General features: G+C 73.5%; 13 protein-coding genes and 1 pseudogene. 7 read left to right on the plus strand and 7 right to left on the minus strand.

Annotated features, from left to right (window positions below; genetic code table 11):
* Nucleotides 1–32 precede the first annotated feature (32 nt).
* On the minus strand, nt 33–434 hold the full coding sequence (locus tag ACMATS_RS33110; RefSeq protein ID WP_414169987.1) for a nuclear transport factor 2 family protein: 402 nt from the start codon (nt 432–434) through the stop codon (nt 33–35).
* Between the two features lie 95 nt (nt 435–529).
* Between ACMATS_RS33110 and ACMATS_RS33115 the strand changes: the two genes are divergently transcribed.
* Entirely contained in the window at nt 530–1123 is a 594-nt protein-coding gene (locus ACMATS_RS33115) for a TetR/AcrR family transcriptional regulator (protein WP_414169988.1), read from the plus strand.
* A 12-nt stretch (nt 1124–1135) separates the two neighbouring features.
* Here ACMATS_RS33115 and ACMATS_RS33120 read toward each other — a convergent pair whose 3' ends face one another.
* A complete protein-coding gene (locus ACMATS_RS33120; protein WP_414169989.1) occupies nt 1136–1297 on the minus strand; it encodes a hypothetical protein in 162 nt (53 codons plus the stop codon).
* A gap of 155 nt (nt 1298–1452) precedes the next feature.
* Between ACMATS_RS33120 and ACMATS_RS33125 the strand changes: the two genes are divergently transcribed.
* The 5 genes from ACMATS_RS33125 to ACMATS_RS33145 all read left to right on the plus strand — a co-directional run bounded on the left by ACMATS_RS33125 (nt 1453) and on the right by ACMATS_RS33145 (nt 6786).
* Complete coding sequence (locus ACMATS_RS33125) at nt 1453–2061, plus strand: LuxR C-terminal-related transcriptional regulator (protein WP_414169990.1); 609 nt, start codon at nt 1453–1455, stop codon at nt 2059–2061.
* A gap of 627 nt (nt 2062–2688) precedes the next feature.
* Entirely contained in the window at nt 2689–3156 is a 468-nt protein-coding gene (locus ACMATS_RS33130) for a hypothetical protein (protein WP_390775693.1), read from the plus strand.
* Entirely contained in the window at nt 3153–5075 is a 1923-nt protein-coding gene (locus tag ACMATS_RS33135) for a GMC family oxidoreductase (protein ID WP_414169991.1), read from the plus strand. Before ACMATS_RS33130 ends, ACMATS_RS33135 begins: the two co-directional genes overlap by 4 nt.
* A complete protein-coding gene (locus ACMATS_RS33140) occupies nt 5072–6226 on the plus strand; it encodes a ferritin-like domain-containing protein (RefSeq protein ID WP_390775691.1) in 1155 nt (384 codons plus the stop codon). The genes ACMATS_RS33135 and ACMATS_RS33140 overlap by 4 nt, the downstream gene beginning before the upstream one ends.
* The gene (locus ACMATS_RS33145) at nt 6223–6786 is read left to right on the plus strand and encodes a hypothetical protein (RefSeq protein WP_414170876.1); all 564 of its coding nucleotides are present in this window, start codon (nt 6223–6225) and stop codon (nt 6784–6786) included. Before ACMATS_RS33140 ends, ACMATS_RS33145 begins: the two co-directional genes overlap by 4 nt.
* Here the strand turns inward: ACMATS_RS33145 and ACMATS_RS33150 are convergent.
* From ACMATS_RS33150 to ACMATS_RS33165, 4 genes and pseudogenes are all read right to left on the minus strand, one after another.
* Nucleotides 6723–7424 (minus strand): annotated as a pseudogene (locus ACMATS_RS33150) (DUF6777 domain-containing protein); the annotation flags it as partial. The gene ACMATS_RS33145 and the pseudogene ACMATS_RS33150 sit on opposite strands and share 64 nt — an antisense overlap.
* On the minus strand, nt 7391–8671 hold the full coding sequence (locus tag ACMATS_RS33155) for a serine/threonine-protein kinase (RefSeq protein ID WP_414169992.1): 1281 nt from the start codon (nt 8669–8671) through the stop codon (nt 7391–7393). The gene ACMATS_RS33155 and the pseudogene ACMATS_RS33150, both read right to left, overlap by 34 nt.
* A gap of 258 nt (nt 8672–8929) precedes the next feature.
* The gene (locus ACMATS_RS33160) at nt 8930–10033 is read right to left on the minus strand and encodes a glycosyltransferase (protein ID WP_414169993.1); all 1104 of its coding nucleotides are present in this window, start codon (nt 10031–10033) and stop codon (nt 8930–8932) included.
* A gap of 9 nt (nt 10034–10042) precedes the next feature.
* Nucleotides 10043–10831: a DUF2334 domain-containing protein gene (locus ACMATS_RS33165; RefSeq protein WP_414169994.1), complete on the minus strand. Its 789-nt coding sequence runs from the start codon at nt 10829–10831 to the stop codon at nt 10043–10045.
* Nucleotides 10832–11171: 340 nt separating this feature from the next.
* On the opposite strand from ACMATS_RS33165, the gene ACMATS_RS33170 reads away from it, so the two are divergent.
* Nucleotides 11172–12476, plus strand: a complete 1305-nt coding sequence (locus ACMATS_RS33170) for an RICIN domain-containing protein (RefSeq protein ID WP_414169995.1) — start codon at nt 11172–11174, stop codon at nt 12474–12476.
* Here ACMATS_RS33170 and ACMATS_RS33175 read toward each other — a convergent pair.
* Nucleotides 12466–13671 carry a PucR family transcriptional regulator gene (locus ACMATS_RS33175; RefSeq protein WP_414169996.1) on the minus strand — a complete coding sequence of 402 codons (1206 nt, stop codon included), beginning with the start codon at nt 13669–13671 and terminating at the stop codon, nt 12466–12468. The genes ACMATS_RS33170 and ACMATS_RS33175 overlap by 11 nt on opposite strands.
* Nucleotides 13672–13765 lie beyond the last annotated feature (94 nt).

Below are 13765 nucleotides of genomic sequence, written 5' to 3' on the forward strand. Positions count from 1 at the left end.
GAGTGCATCGTCGTTGCGTCGTCAGTGCATCGTCAGCGCAGGAGGCGGTCCGCCTCGGTGATGGCGACGTCGTTGATGCTCGCGTAGCGGCGGCGCATCAGGCCGTTGTCGGCGAACTCCCAGTTCTCGTTGCCGTGGCTGCGGAACCACCGGCCCGCGGTGTCGTGCCACTCGTACACGAAGCGGACCGCGATGCGGTTGCCGGTGTACGCCCAGAGCTCCTTGCGCAGGCGGTAGTCCAGCTCGCGCTGCCACTTGGCGCGCAGGAATGCGGTGATCTCGGCGCGGCCGGTGAGGAACACGTCGCGGTTGCGCCACTCGGAGTCCTCGGTGTAGCCGAGGGCGACCCGCTCGGGGTCGCGGCTGTTCCAGGCCTCCTCGGCGGCGCGGACCTTGGCCTCGGCGGTTTCGGCGGTGAACGACAGCACGGTCAACTCTTCCCTCCAGCAGGGGAGAACGGGCGTTCTCCCGAGCGTGCGGTAGCCTAGGAGAACGATCGTTCTCGCGCAAGAGGGCAAAGGGAGAGGCAGTGGTGACGGAGGAGTGGACCGAGCGGATCCTGGACGCGGCCGAGGAGCTGTTCTACGGGCAGGGGATCCAGGCCGTCGGCATGGACGCGGTCCGGACCGCTGCCGGGGTGTCGCTCAAGCGTCTCTACGGGCTCTTCCCGTCCAAGGACGCCCTGGTCGAGGCCTATTTGGTGCGCCGGGACGCGCGCTGGCGCGGGGAGCTGGAGCGCCATGCGGCCGTCGTGCCCGCCGGCCGGGAGCGCATCCTGGCGGTCTACGACTGGCTGGAGCAGTGGTTCGCCGAACCCGGCTTCCGGGGCTGCGCGTTCGTCAACTCCTTCGGCGAACTGGGGGCCGGCTCGCCCGCTGTGGCCGCTGCGGCGCGTGCCCACAAGGACGCGTTTCGTGCGTGGCTCACCGGGCTTGTGGCCGAGACCGGTGTGGATCGGACGGCGGCGGAGCGGCTCGGCGGCCAGCTGGCGTTGCTGGCCGAGGGGGCGATCGCGCTGGCGGCGGTCTCCGGCACCGCGCTGCCTGCGCGGCAGGCGCGGGAGGCGGCGCGGATGTTGTTGGAGGCCCCGGCGCCCTCCCTCCCGGCGCCGGAGCCGTGCTGATCCGTCGCCGGATCAGATCTCGCGGAAGTGCCACATCTGCCAGTCGGCGTGTCGGCAGTTCCGCATGTCGATCCCGGCGCCGTCTCTGCGCTCGCCGGTGCGGGACCGGCCCCGGTCGAGGGGGAGTGCCGTCGCCCCCAGGGCCGGCAGGAGTGCGGTGATGCAACGGTGCATGGTGGTGTTCCGTTCTCTCATGCGGCGGCCCGGCCCGGGCCGCTGACCATCAGCGTCGCGGGTCCCCCGGGGGCATGAACATCCCGGGATCCCGGGGGTTGACGGGGTCGGTGCGTGCACGCTGGGCGCATGCCGACGGATGTGGAGACGGTCCGGTGCTCGGTGCCGGAGGTGGCCGCGCGGGCCTGCTCCGTGCCCGAGCTCGGCGCGAACGGGGGCGGCCGCCGTTCTCGCCCGACGAAGTCGTCCGGGCCCAGGCCCTGGTGGCGCCGCTGGGTGCCGCGATGAAGCGGTTCGTGCGGCGTGTCGCACCGCGCCCGCTGCGGGACGGGCAGCCGCCGGGTGTGGTCGTCGTCGGCGGTGACGACCGGATCAAGGCCGTGACCCCGGGCGGGCGGGCGTGGCTCCGGGCGTGTGCACCCGACTTCGAGTTCTCCGACGCCGAACTGCACGTCGTCACCTGGAACATCGCCCACATCGCGCGCCGCATCGAGGGGCCCGCGCTGTGCAGGGTCCCGACCGCGCGTGGCTGGATCGCCGTCCAGGCGGAGCGGCTGGACGGCGGCGGGCCCGGTGACGTGGTGATCAGCGTGCTGCCGGCCACCGGGGCCGTGCTGGCCCGGGCGTTGGAGGGGCTGCCCGGCAAGCAGATCGCGCGGCGGCTGGGGTTGTCGCCGTACACGGTCGACGACCACTTGCGGGCCGTGTACCGCAAGACGGGGGTGAGCGGGCGGGAGGAGCTGCTCGCCGTGCTGGCGGGGTGAGGGGCGATGCCCCCTTGGTTTTGCGGCTGCGGGCGCGTCGTGGCTGGTCGCGCAGTTCCCCGCGCCCCTTACGGGGCGCGGACGGGCTGAAATCAGCCCGTTGGGGGCACCTCCCAGCGTTAGCTGGGGGAGTTTGAGGACGAGCGGCGGAGCCGCGACAAGGGGGGGTCGGGGGGCGAAGCCCCCTGAGAAACGGCGAAAGGGCGGGACCGGGGCATCCCCCACCGCGCGGCCAGCGCCCCGCGCGTGGCCGCGACCGTCTCGCGCGGGCTGCGGTGGTCGACGAAGGCCGCGCTGCCGAGCGTCAGCAGGTACATCCGCCGATACGTGCGGATCGCCCGCTCCGGGTCATGCCCGCCGCGAGGCCGGCCGCCAGTCTGCGGCGCCAACACCGACCCCGGCGGCCTCGTCCAGCACTGAGACCGCAGGACCATCCCCCATACCGGGAAACGGCCCCTTTCCACCCAAGAACCGGGTTCAAACCTCCCGGACAACACCCTTACAGGTGAAGGGAGTTTATGCCTCCTTCTCCCGTCGTGGACTCTCCGATAGAACAGCGGAAGTCACACAGATGGGTGGTCACGGATGGATTCCCGGCACACAGCACCTTCGCCCGAGCCCGTTGAAGTGCCCCCGGAATGCCGGGGGTTCGTCGCGATCTCCGTCCGCCTCACCGGCTTCGACGAGTTCGACCTGAGGGCGACGGGCATGGTGCGGCTCTACCACGACACCACCGTCGAGCAGGTGGGACGGGAGGCCGTCGGGCGGTTCATCGACGACCTGGCCGCCGCGGGCGGCGACCCGGACGGCATCGCCGACGAGACCTCGCGCGACATCGCCCGCGCCATCACCCACCTGTGGTACCTGGGCGTCTGGCCCCAGCTCGCCCGCTCCGTGCACGCCGCACTCGGCCGCGAGAAGGCCAACGTCGCCTTCATGGTCTCGCCCGAGGCCTACACCGAAGGGCTCGTCTGGCGCACCTTCCACGGCCACGCCCCCGGCGCCAAGCCCCCCGGCTTCGGCACCTGGGCCGACCCGCCGCCCGGCGCCGCGCCGCGGCAGGACGCCGGCCCCCGTACGGAGGGCGCCGCATGAGCAGCCCCTCGCCGCAGCTCGACGGGCTCCACTACGACGTGATCGTGGTGGGCGCCGGACTCGCCGGCTCCCTGGTCGCCAAGCAACTGGGCGACCACGGCTGGCGCGTCCTCGTCCTGGAGGCCGGCACCCGCACCCTGGACACCTGGCCCGGCCACCTCGACGCCATGAACGCCTACTACGGATCCCTGGCCAAGGTGCCCAACGCGCCCTACCGCGGCAACACCGCCGCCCCCTCGCCCGACCTTCTGGACCTCGAGGGCCTGCCCGGCGGCGGCTACCGTGCGAACGGCTACTTCGTCCAGAACGGCAACCTGCCCTACTCCAGCGACTACCTGCGCGCCGCCGGCGGCACCGCCCTGCACTGGATGGGCCTCACCCCGCGCATGCACCCCGAGGACTTCGCCCCGCGCACCGCCTTCGGCTACGGCCGCGACTGGCCCCTCGGCTACGCCGACCTGGAGGGCCACTACCGCACCGCCGAGCGGGTCCTGGGCGTGGCGGGCGACGCCGCCGAGCAGCGCGAGGCCATCGGCCTGCCCTTCCCCGAGGGCTACTGCTACCCCATGCACGCGATCCCCCGCAGCCACCTCGACAACGTCCTGGCCGCCCGGCTCGACGGGATCCCGGTGCGGGAGTCGGACGACGCCCCGGCCACCACGCTGCGCGTGGTCACCACCCCGCACGCCCGCAACAGCACCCCCGACCTCCGCTACGACGGGGGCCGCGGCTACCGCCCCGCCGGAGCGGCCGGGCTGCCCAACTACGGCGAGCGCTGCGTCGGCAACGCCTCCTGCACGCCCATCTGTCCGGTGCAGGCCAAGTACAACCCCCTCAAGACGCAGGCCACATGGTCCTGCAAGGTCGACCTCGTCCCGCGCGCCGTGGTCAGCAGGGTCCTGGCCAATGCGAACGGGCGCGTGTTCGGCGTCGAGTACCAGCAGTACGACGACCCCGCGTCCCCCGTGCACACCACCCGCACCGCCGAGGCCGACATCGTCGTGCTGGCCGCCCACGCCGTCGAGAACGCCAAGCTCCTGCTGGTCTCCCGGCTCGCCAACCACAGCGGACAGGTCGGCCGCAACCTCATGGACCACCCCGTCCTGCTCACCTGGGGCCTGCTGGACGAGCCCGTCGGCCCGTTCCGCGGCCCCGGCTCGACGTCCGGACTGGAGTGCTTCCGCACCGGGCCCGCCCGCCGGGACCGCGCCCCCTTCCGCATCGAGATCAGCAACTGGGGCTGGAGCTGGCCCACCGGCTCCCCCTCCGGCGACGTCGCCCGCATGCTCGGCATCACCGGCGACTCCGGACAGCCGCGCGGCAGGGGCCGCTTCGGCACCGCACTGCGCGAGGAACTGGGCCGACAGGTCGGGCGGCAGATCTCGCTGCAGTTCGCCGTGGAGCAGGACGCCGAGAGCCGCAACCGCGTGACCGTCGACCCCGGCCTCCGCGACCGCCTCGGCAACCCGCGGCCCGTCATCACCTACGACCTCTCCGACCACGTCAAGCGCGGCATCGCCGCCGCCAAGGCCGTCTCCGACCGGATCTTCGGCATCCTCGGGGCCGAGGACCGCACCGTCTACGCCCCGGGCCCCTTCGCCCCCGGATATTTCCGCCACGACGGCCGCGACTTCGTCTTCCACGGCGCGGGCCACGGCGCCGGCACGCACGTCATGGGCGACTCGCGCGAGACCTCCGTCGTCGACTCCTGGCAGCGCTGCTGGGACCACTCCAACCTGTACGCGGTCGGCTGCGGCAGCATGCCCTCCGTCGGCACCTCCAACCCGTCGCTGACCATGGCCGCCCTCGCGCTGCGCAGTTGCGAGCAGATCCACCGCGACCTGATGGAACTGCACCGGCCGAGGGTGATCCGCCCGGTCCCCGTGGCCCAGGCCCGCACCGGAGAGGGACGCACATGACCGCACCCGCACCGCCCACCGACATCGCGGGCGAGCTGGCCGTCGTCGACGAGCCGCCCTTCCGCGTCCCGCGCGACCTGGCGGACCTGCATCTCTTCCTGCAGGCCGCGCTGACCCTCGAACACCTGACGATCCCGCCCTACCTCACCGCGATGTACACCCTCAGACCCGGCACCAACCGGCCCGCCTTCTACGCCGTCCGGGCCGTGGTGCTGGAGGAGATGCTCCACATGACCCTGGTCGCCAACCTGCTCAACGCGGTGGGCGGCCGCCCGCTGGTGGCCAACTCCCGCTTTGTGACCGGCTATCCCGCGCGGCTGCCCTACAGCCGGGACCGGTTCCCCGTCGCCCTGCGCCACTTCGGCGTCACGGCGCTGGAGACGTTCCTGCGCATCGAGCACCCCGCGTACGTGGCCGAGCCGCCCGGCCACCCGTCGGTGGCCGGCGACGAGGGCTGGACCTCGGTCGGGCAGTTCTACGCGACCATCCGCGAGGGCCTGGTGCGCCTGGCCCGCGCGTCGGGGGAGTGCGCACTCTTCACCGGGGACCCGGCCCGCCAGGTCGGCCCCCGGGACTTCTACAACTCGGGCGGGGAGGTCTTCCCCGTCACCGACCTGGCCTCGGCCCTCAAGGCCGTCGAGGTCATCACCGACCAGGGCGAGGGCGTCAGCCGGACGATCTTCAACACGGACGACCGGTTCTTCGGCGAAGTCCGGGAGCCCGCACACTACTTCCGCTTCAACGAGATCCTGCAGCAGCGCACGTATGGGCCGCAGGACACCCCCGCCTCGGGGCCCAGCGGGCCCGCGATGGAGGTCAGCTGGGCCGACGCGTACCCCGTCGACCCCGAGGCGAAGGTGCGGCACTACCCCGAGGGCAGCGCCGTGCGGGAGGCCGCCGAGCGCTTCAACTCGGTGTATGCGCGGTTGCTGTGGGTGCTGGAGCGTGCGTACGGGGGGTGTCCGGCGGTGCTGCGGGAGTCCGTTCCGGTGATGCTGGAGCTGCGGGACCTGTCGGAGCGGCTGTACCGGAATCCGCACCCGGATACGGAGAAGGCGGCTCGGGGGCTGCATGCGTCGGCGACGTACGAGGTGACGGAGGCTCACTTCGCGGCAGCACGGGAGGGCCGGACTCCTCCGGGCCGGAGGTGAGCGAGGACAGCGCGGTGGGGTGCGCGGTCGTGCCCCGGGGGTGCCCGGACGGGACGTCGGGGGTCGTCGCCTCGCGCTCGGTGGCGTGCGTCGCCGTCGGCTCCACCGGGGCAGCGGTCGTGGCGGGCGGGGCAGCGGACTTGGGCGCCCGGGTCGGCGCGGTCGGCTCCGCCGGTTCCGTGGGCGTGCGCGAAGTGCGGGGTGCGCCTGCCGAGGGCGTGGCCGGGGCCGTGGTCCCGGGCGCGTGCGAACCCTTCGACGGGGACGGCGTCGAGGAGGTGTCCGGTGCCGACGGCGAGGACGTCTCCGGGGACGCGGACCCCGTCGACCCCGACTCCGGTGGCGCGGACCCGGGGCTCCGCGAATCCCCCGTGGGCGGGCTCGGCCTGGGGACCGGCACCACGGCCGAGTCGCCCTTGCCGTCACCGCTGCCGACCTCCCGGTCGAACCCCTTCCCGCTCTGCCGGGCGTCGACCAGCGGGATCTTCGTCATCGGCCCCTCGCTCTGCGAGCGCGCCACCACGACCGTGACCTCGATGCTGCTGAAGCCCTCCCAGTGACTCCCCTTGTACGTCGAGGCCTTGCGGTCGATGTCGTCGGGCTTCAGCAGCGGGTTCCCGCAGTTGCACTTCACCGACGGCTGCCCGTACCCGTCGACGAGCACCGCCATGCCCGCCTGCAGCACCGACAGATACGCGGTCGTCACGCCGCCGCCGTCGTAGTTGTGGTTCTTCACCAGGGTGTCGCGGATCAGCACCACCGAGGTGAGGCCGTTGATGTACTCCGGAATCCGGCGGTAGTCGAGGTCGTGCACCTTGGCCCAGGCCTTCGCCTTGACGGGGTCGGCGGTGAGGTTCTTGACGAGCTGGGCCCTGTCGCACTGGGTGGCGTTGCGGGTGCCGCCGAAGGCGCCGCGGGCGTCCCCCGCGGTCGTGCCTCCGCTGCGGTAGGCGGGGTCGACGTTCGTGACGTCGCTGCCCGAGGCGTCGAGGAACGGTTTGTCGCCGGCCACCCCCACGGGTTCCAGCTGCACCTCCGCAGCCTTCTTCCCCCCGGACGAGGAACAGGCCGTAAGCCCCGCGCCGCCGATCAGCACGGGCACCGCCAGCAGCGATACGAGACGGAGCCGGACAGAAACCCTTCGCACGATGTACCCCCCGGTGTTCAGCCGCAGTTGGTCACCCAGCCCCCGCCGCACGTCGACGTCGGGTACGACGTCGGATGGTCCGAGGGGCCCGGACCCAGGGGCGGAGCAGGGACGGTGGACGGTGAGGACGAGGCCGGTCCGGTGTCAGGAGGGCTCGTGACGGGGGCACTGGGCGTGGAACCCGTGCCTCCTGGTGTGCCCCCGGAGCCGTTCGAGGCGATCACCGCGGCCGCCGTTCCGCCGCCGAGGAGCAGCAGGGCCAGCACGGCGGCGAACAGCCAGGCGCGCCGCGGCCGTTCCGGCTCCGGGGACGGGACGGGTGTGGGCGGCGGGGCAGGGGGCGGGGCGGACGGGGCCATGGCGACGGAGGGGAGCGAGGGAGCCGAGGAGTCCGGCGGCGCCATCAGCACAGGTGCTGTTCCCGCCGCTACCGTCGGCACGTACCCCGACGGCGCTGCCGGCACCCGCGTGACCGTACCGGCCGCCACCGCGTCCAGCAGCCGCAGCACCTCGGCCGAACCCGCCCGCGCCAGCGGGTCCTTGACCAGCAACCCCTCCAGCACCGGGGTGAGCGCACCGGCGCGCCGCGGCGGGGGCAGTTCGTCCTGGACCACGGCGTGCAGGGTGAGCAGCGGCGAGGTGCGGCGGAACGGCGAGACGCCCTCGACGGCCGCGTACAGCGTCGTGCCCAGCGACCACAGGTCCGAGGGGATGCCGGGGCGCTGCCCCAACGCCCGTTCCGGGGACAGGTAGTCGGGTGAGCCGATCAGGTCCCCGGTGCGGGTGAGCGTGCCCGCGCCCTCGACCAGGGCGATGCCGAAGTCGGTCAGCACCACCCGGCCGGTGTCCTCCAGCAGGACGTTCGCCGGTTTGACATCGCGGTGCAGCACGCCGGCCGCGTGCGCGGCCTGCAGCGCGCGGAGGACCGCCGCGCCCACGCGTGCGGCCTCCTTGGGGTCGAGCACTCCTTCGTGCTCCAGGACGTCGGCGAGCGACTGTCCGCGCACGAGCTCCATGACGATCCAGGGCCGGCCCTGCTGTTCGACCACGTCGTGCACGGTGATCACGTTGGGGTGGGCGATGCGGGCGGCGGCGCGGGCCTCCTGCTTGAGCCGCGCGTAGAGGATGCGGACGTCCTCCTCGCGCAACACGTCCGGCGCCCGCACCTCCTTGACCGCCACCTCGCGGTCGAGCACCTCGTCGAAGGCGCGCCAGACCACGCCCATACCGCCGCTGCCCAGCCGGGCGACGAGCCGGTACCGCCCGGCCAGCAACGGAGCCCGCCCGTCCGTGTCCACGTCGCACGCCCTCTCCCCCCGGGGCCACACCGGCTGAGACGGGGGCGGCCGTCATTCCGTTCCCGGGCGCGGGGGCGCCCCGTCAGGGGCGCGGGGAACTGCGCGACCAGCCCCCACCGGCCCGCAGCCGACGCACCAGCCCAGGGGTCCGGGGCGCAGCCCCGGGACGTCAACTGCGGGCGCGTCGTGGCTTGTCGCGCAGTTCCCCGCGCCCCTGACGGGGCGCCCGGTCGCGCCCACGCGACAGCCCCGCGCCCCTTACGGGGCGCCCCCGGCATGAACGGCCAGCATTCCGGCGACGGTTCGCGACCACGGAAACTCCTCCGCCCGCCTCCGCGCCGCCGCACGGCGTACCGGCTCCGGCCAGCCGAGCACCGTGCTCACCCCCTCCGCCACGGCCCCCGGCGACGCTCCCACCGCCAACCCGGCGCCCGGAGCCAGCAGTTCGCGGGCCGCCCCCGCATCGGCAACCACGACCGGCGTGCCGCACGCGAGGGCCTCCAGCGCGGCCAGCCCGAACGCCTCCACCGGGCACGGCACCAGGGCGACGTCCGCGCGCGCCAACAGCCCCGCCACCGCCCCGCGGTCGGCCACATGACCGTGGAAGCGGACCGGCAGGCCCGCCGCCCGCCGCTGCAGCCGGGCCCGCTCCGGGCCGTCGCCCAGCACGTCCAGCCGTGCGTCCACGCCGCGCCGCAGCAGCACCCGCAGCGTCTCCAGCGGCAGCGCGGGGGACTTCTCCGCCGACAGCCGCCCCGCGAACACCAGCCGCGTCCCGCCGCCCGGAGGGCCGCCCGCGCGGCCCGGGGCGAACACCCGCAGATCCACCCCCAGCGGTATCCGGTGCACGGCGGGCGCGGCCACCCGCGCGAACTCCGCGCAGGAGAAGGCCGATGCCGCGACGACCGCGTCGAACCCCGCGGCCAGCCGCCGGTTCCACCCGTCGGCGAGCGGCGCCAGCGGCACCCACCCCGGCAGCCGGGGCGCCAGGATCGCATCGGCCCGCTCGTGCGAGAACAGCACCGCCCGCACCCCGCGCGCCCGGGCCCACGCGGCGGTGTGCACCAGCGTGAGCTTGTCCGAGACCTCCAGCGAATCCGGTGCCAGCCGCAGCAGCAGGCGGCGCAGCGTGCGGGGCGAGCACATCATCCGGTAGCCGCCGCCGACCGGCAGGCCCGGCAGCGTCACCCGCAGTCCGTCGGCCCGGTTGCGCACGGCTGCGTACCGCCGCCCCGGCACCACCAGCACCCGCTCGTGCCCGGCGGCCGCGTACCCCCGGCCGAGCGCGTCCAGCGTGGTGCGCAGGCCGCCCGAGGAGGCGCCGTAGAAGTTGGCGATCTGCACGATCCGCATCCGTCTCATCCCACCTCCTCACCCCCGCAGGGTGCGCACCAGCCCGGCGTACGTGCACGGCCGCGCGCCCGCCGCCAGGGCCGTGTCGATGGCCTCCAGCGCACACGCGCGCAGCCCGGGCCGGGCCAGGTCGGCGGGGTGCAGGGCGATCCGGAAGGGCCTGCCGTGGCCCGCCCAGCGACGGGCCGCGGCCCGCATCAGCCGCGCCCCGGCCCGCTCGCCGAGCCCGCCGGGCCGGTTGGACAGGGCGACCATCCCGTGCCGGGCCCCCGTCCGCAGGTCGTGTACGCCCAAGTGGCTGGTGGTGTACTCCAGTCCGAGCCGGCGCAGGGCCGCCATCGCGCCGGGGGAGGCCAGCCACCCAGGCGGGGTGAAGCCCTCGGGGACGATCCCCACCGAGGCCAGCGCGGCCAGCCCGCTCTCCAGCCGGCGGCGCGCCGCCTCCTCGTCCAGCGCGCAGAACTCCGCACAGCCGCGCGAGACCACGGCGTTCACCCAGCGGCGCGTCAACGGCCCGCCGGGCACACCTTGGTGGACGTAGCCGTGCAGAGCCAGCTCGTGCCCCCTCCCGCGTGCCCCGTGCAGCCACTCGACCAGCACCGGGTCGTCGGGCAGCCGGGCCCCGCGCCAACTGCCGGGCACCAGCAGCAGCGTGGCCGGCACGCCGCGCTCGTCCAGGTCGTGCAGCCAGTGCCGGCTCTGCTCGAAGCTCCAGGGGGCGACGTCGTGTACCGAGACGACGAAGGGCGCCCCCGGGCCGCCGCCGCTCTGCGAGGCGTTCACCGGGCCGACTGCGCGAACACGCAAGCTCCTTTGCGCGGCGCGGTGCGCCGCCCGCTGTCACACACGCCTCACACTTTCCCCGCGCGTCGGCCGAGTACGCCGGGTCCCTCCCGGACGGGCAGGCTCACGGGAGCACACGGGACGGCGGTGTTGCGCGTCGTGCGCCCTGCCCCGCACGCATTCCGTTGCCGGATTCGGCGGGCATGCATTTCCTCGCGGGACATTATGGCCCCGGACATGAAATTCCGATGAAGCGGACCGGAAATGATTGGCGAAATGCCAGTGCGGCGGCCATGGAACGGGCCTTGGCCTGGCCGATTCCGGCATCGTCAACTCGTCGCCGTCGCCGATATGTTCACGCCGATTGAGCACGACCACCGACCGCATGACCGACCATGCAAAAGGAAAGGGCGTCATGAGCCACTTAAGACCGTCCGGGCGCTGTACCAGAGGAGTGCTCGGCCTCGCCGTGGCCGCCGCATCGGCACTGGCCGGCCTGACCGTCGCCGCCGGACCCGCCGCTGCGGCCGGGACCCCGAAACCCGGGGACGTATGCATGGCCTCGGACCTCGGGAAGCGGTATCCGTTCGTCAAGACCGCGGAGATCCAGCCGACGGTCACCGCTTTCAAGGGCTGGTACGTCACGGACGGTTCGACGGGATCCCAGACGGTCACGGTCAGCACGCAGACCGTGGTCTCGGTCTCGGTCGACTTCTCCGCCAAAGTGGAGGGCAAGTTCGCGAACAAGCTGCTGGGCGAGGTGGGAGGGAGCCTGGGTCTGGACGTGAAGACGAGCGCCTCCACCACCAGCAGCCAGTCCCAGACCGTCACCTGGAACTTCGCCAAGCCCGGCTACTACGGCCTCTATCAGGGCACGCGCAAGGTCAGCGGCCTGTACGGCAGCCTCAACTGCAACCGCGTCGACCTGGGCAGCGGCACCGTCGGCACCCGCTGGGTCGAAGGGCCCACGACCGGGTCCTACACGACCTTCACCACAGTCGAGGAAGGTGCGGTCCGCTGCGAGGACACCGTGCCCGGCAACAGCATCATGAAGAAGGCGCAGGACATCCTCGGATGCGGGACGTCGGCCGCGCGGGCCGGCGCGCACGCACCGGCCGTGGCGAAGAAGGCGTCCGCGCCGGCGAAGACGGCCGACAAGGCCAAGTCGGCCAAGGACCCGATCGGCTGGCCCCCCGGCCCCGCCGTGCCCCCCGGCTTCACCTGCGACGACGGCTACTACAAGATCGCCACGCCGGAACGCTCCCTGTTCTGGTCGACGCCCGGCTTCCTGAACGGTGACGGCATCCAACTGCGCGCGGACCCCGGCTGGTTCGGCTACGACAACCAGTGGCAGGTGTGTCACGGCCCCGAGAGCAACGGCCTCGCCGAGCACATCTTCATCAACCGTTCCAGCAACAAGTGCCTGGCCGTCGCGGAGAACACCGCAGCCGACGAAGGCGCCCCGCTGCAGCAGGCCGACTGCAAGACGGACGACCTCCAGCGCTTCTACGTCTACCGGGACCTGCCCGGCTCGGACAAGATCGGCGTCCAGAACAAGTTTACGGGATACATGATCGGTCAGGAGCGCGTGGCCGACGGCCAGCCCCTGCGCCAGTACAGCATGGGCATGCCCGACGGCACCGGAACGTACGTCCTGGTCAAGGCCTGACCTCGGTCGTCCCCGGCAACAGCCGCAGCGCGCGCAGCGCAACCGCCAGGTCGGCAACCGCGCGGGGATCCTGCAGGGAGCGGCCGGTCAGCTCCTCCAGTCTGCGCAGGCGGTAGCGGACGGTGTTGCGGTGGCAGTACAGCTGCCGCGCCGCCCCCGCCGCGGAGCCACCCGCCGCGTACCACTGTTCCAACGTGTTCAGCAGCCGGGTCCGTTCGTCGGGCGGCAGCTCCAGGACCCGGGCGAGTGCCGTCCGCGCGATGCGGACGGCCTCGTCCGGGGAGGCCGCCACCAGCAGGGCCACCGGGCTGTCGTCGAAGCGCGCGACGCCCGCCGGGCGGCCGCGCAGCCCGGCCAGGGCGAGGCGCGCGTGGCGCAGGGCCCGCGGGGTGCCCTGGAGCGTGCGGTACGAGGGGCTGACGCCGATGCGGCAGCCGGCGGACTTCTCCAGCAGCCGCAGGACCGTCTCCTCGCCGGCCGGGCCGCGGACCGCGACCACGCCGGCCTGGAGGTCGGGCAGCAACCGCCAGGCCGAGCGGGCCTGTTCGGTCAGCAGCCGGGACTCGATGCCGGGCAGCGCCTCCCGGCCCGGCGCGGGCACCTCGGCGACTACCACGACGTACGGCCCCTCGGTCGGCAGGCCGAGCGTGTCGGCGGCCTCCCACAGGGTGGTGTGGTCGGTGAGCATCCCGGTGAAGAGGGCCTCGACGAGCGCGGAGCGCTCGCGCTCGTGCTGGAGCGCGAGTTCGGCGGCCGCCTCGCGATAGGCGTCGCCGGCCGCCGCCGCCAGCCCCTGGTTCACCCACCAGCCGGCCAGGGCCACGATCGTGTCCGCGCTGATCCCGTCGTCGGCGCCCGCCGCGGCGGCCAGCTCCGTCCACAGGAACTCGGAGCCGACGCGGTAGGCGTGCAACAACTCGGCCAGCGGCGTGCCCATGCGGGCTGCCTCGCGGCCCGTGTCCTGCGCCTGGGTCATGCCGGGCACGCAGCCCTCGGCGAGCTGCCCGAAGACCAGCTCGGCGTTGCGCCGGCACGAGTCGCCCAGCAGCGCGGAGGAGACGCGCTCCTCGCTGGTGTAGTAAGCCACTTCGGCCCGTATGCGTTTGGCCATGCGGTCGCCCAGTTCCTGCGTGCGCTGCAGCAGCAGGGCCGCCACGGGGGCGACTTCGGCGGGCGGGGACGGGGCACGGCTCATGTACCGCAGGTTACCGACCAGTTCGGGTGTTGTGCCCGGGGACAACGCGCCTCCGCGTCTGCTGTGTGCCGGCACATGGCCTGTGCGGTGGCGG

The organism is Streptoverticillium reticulum (genome assembly GCF_047456005.1).
In the GTDB taxonomy this organism is placed as follows: domain Bacteria; phylum Actinomycetota; class Actinomycetes; order Streptomycetales; family Streptomycetaceae; genus Streptomyces; species Streptomyces reticulum.

Bases quoted from the DNA above. Each gene is read 5' to 3' on its own strand.
- ACMATS_RS33140 (WP_390775691.1), top strand. From the start codon at position 5,072: ATGACCGCACCCGCACCGCCCACCGACATCGCGGGCGAGCTGGCCGTC.
- ACMATS_RS33120 (WP_414169989.1), bottom strand. From the start codon at position 1,297: ATGCACCGTTGCATCACCGCACTCCTGCCGGCCCTGGGGGCGACGGCA.
- ACMATS_RS33175 (WP_414169996.1), bottom strand. From the start codon at position 13,671: ATGAGCCGTGCCCCGTCCCCGCCCGCCGAAGTCGCCCCCGTGGCGGCC.
- ACMATS_RS33160 (WP_414169993.1), bottom strand. From the start codon at position 10,033: ATGAGACGGATGCGGATCGTGCAGATCGCCAACTTCTACGGCGCCTCC.
- ACMATS_RS33135 (WP_414169991.1), top strand. From the start codon at position 3,153: ATGAGCAGCCCCTCGCCGCAGCTCGACGGGCTCCACTACGACGTGATC.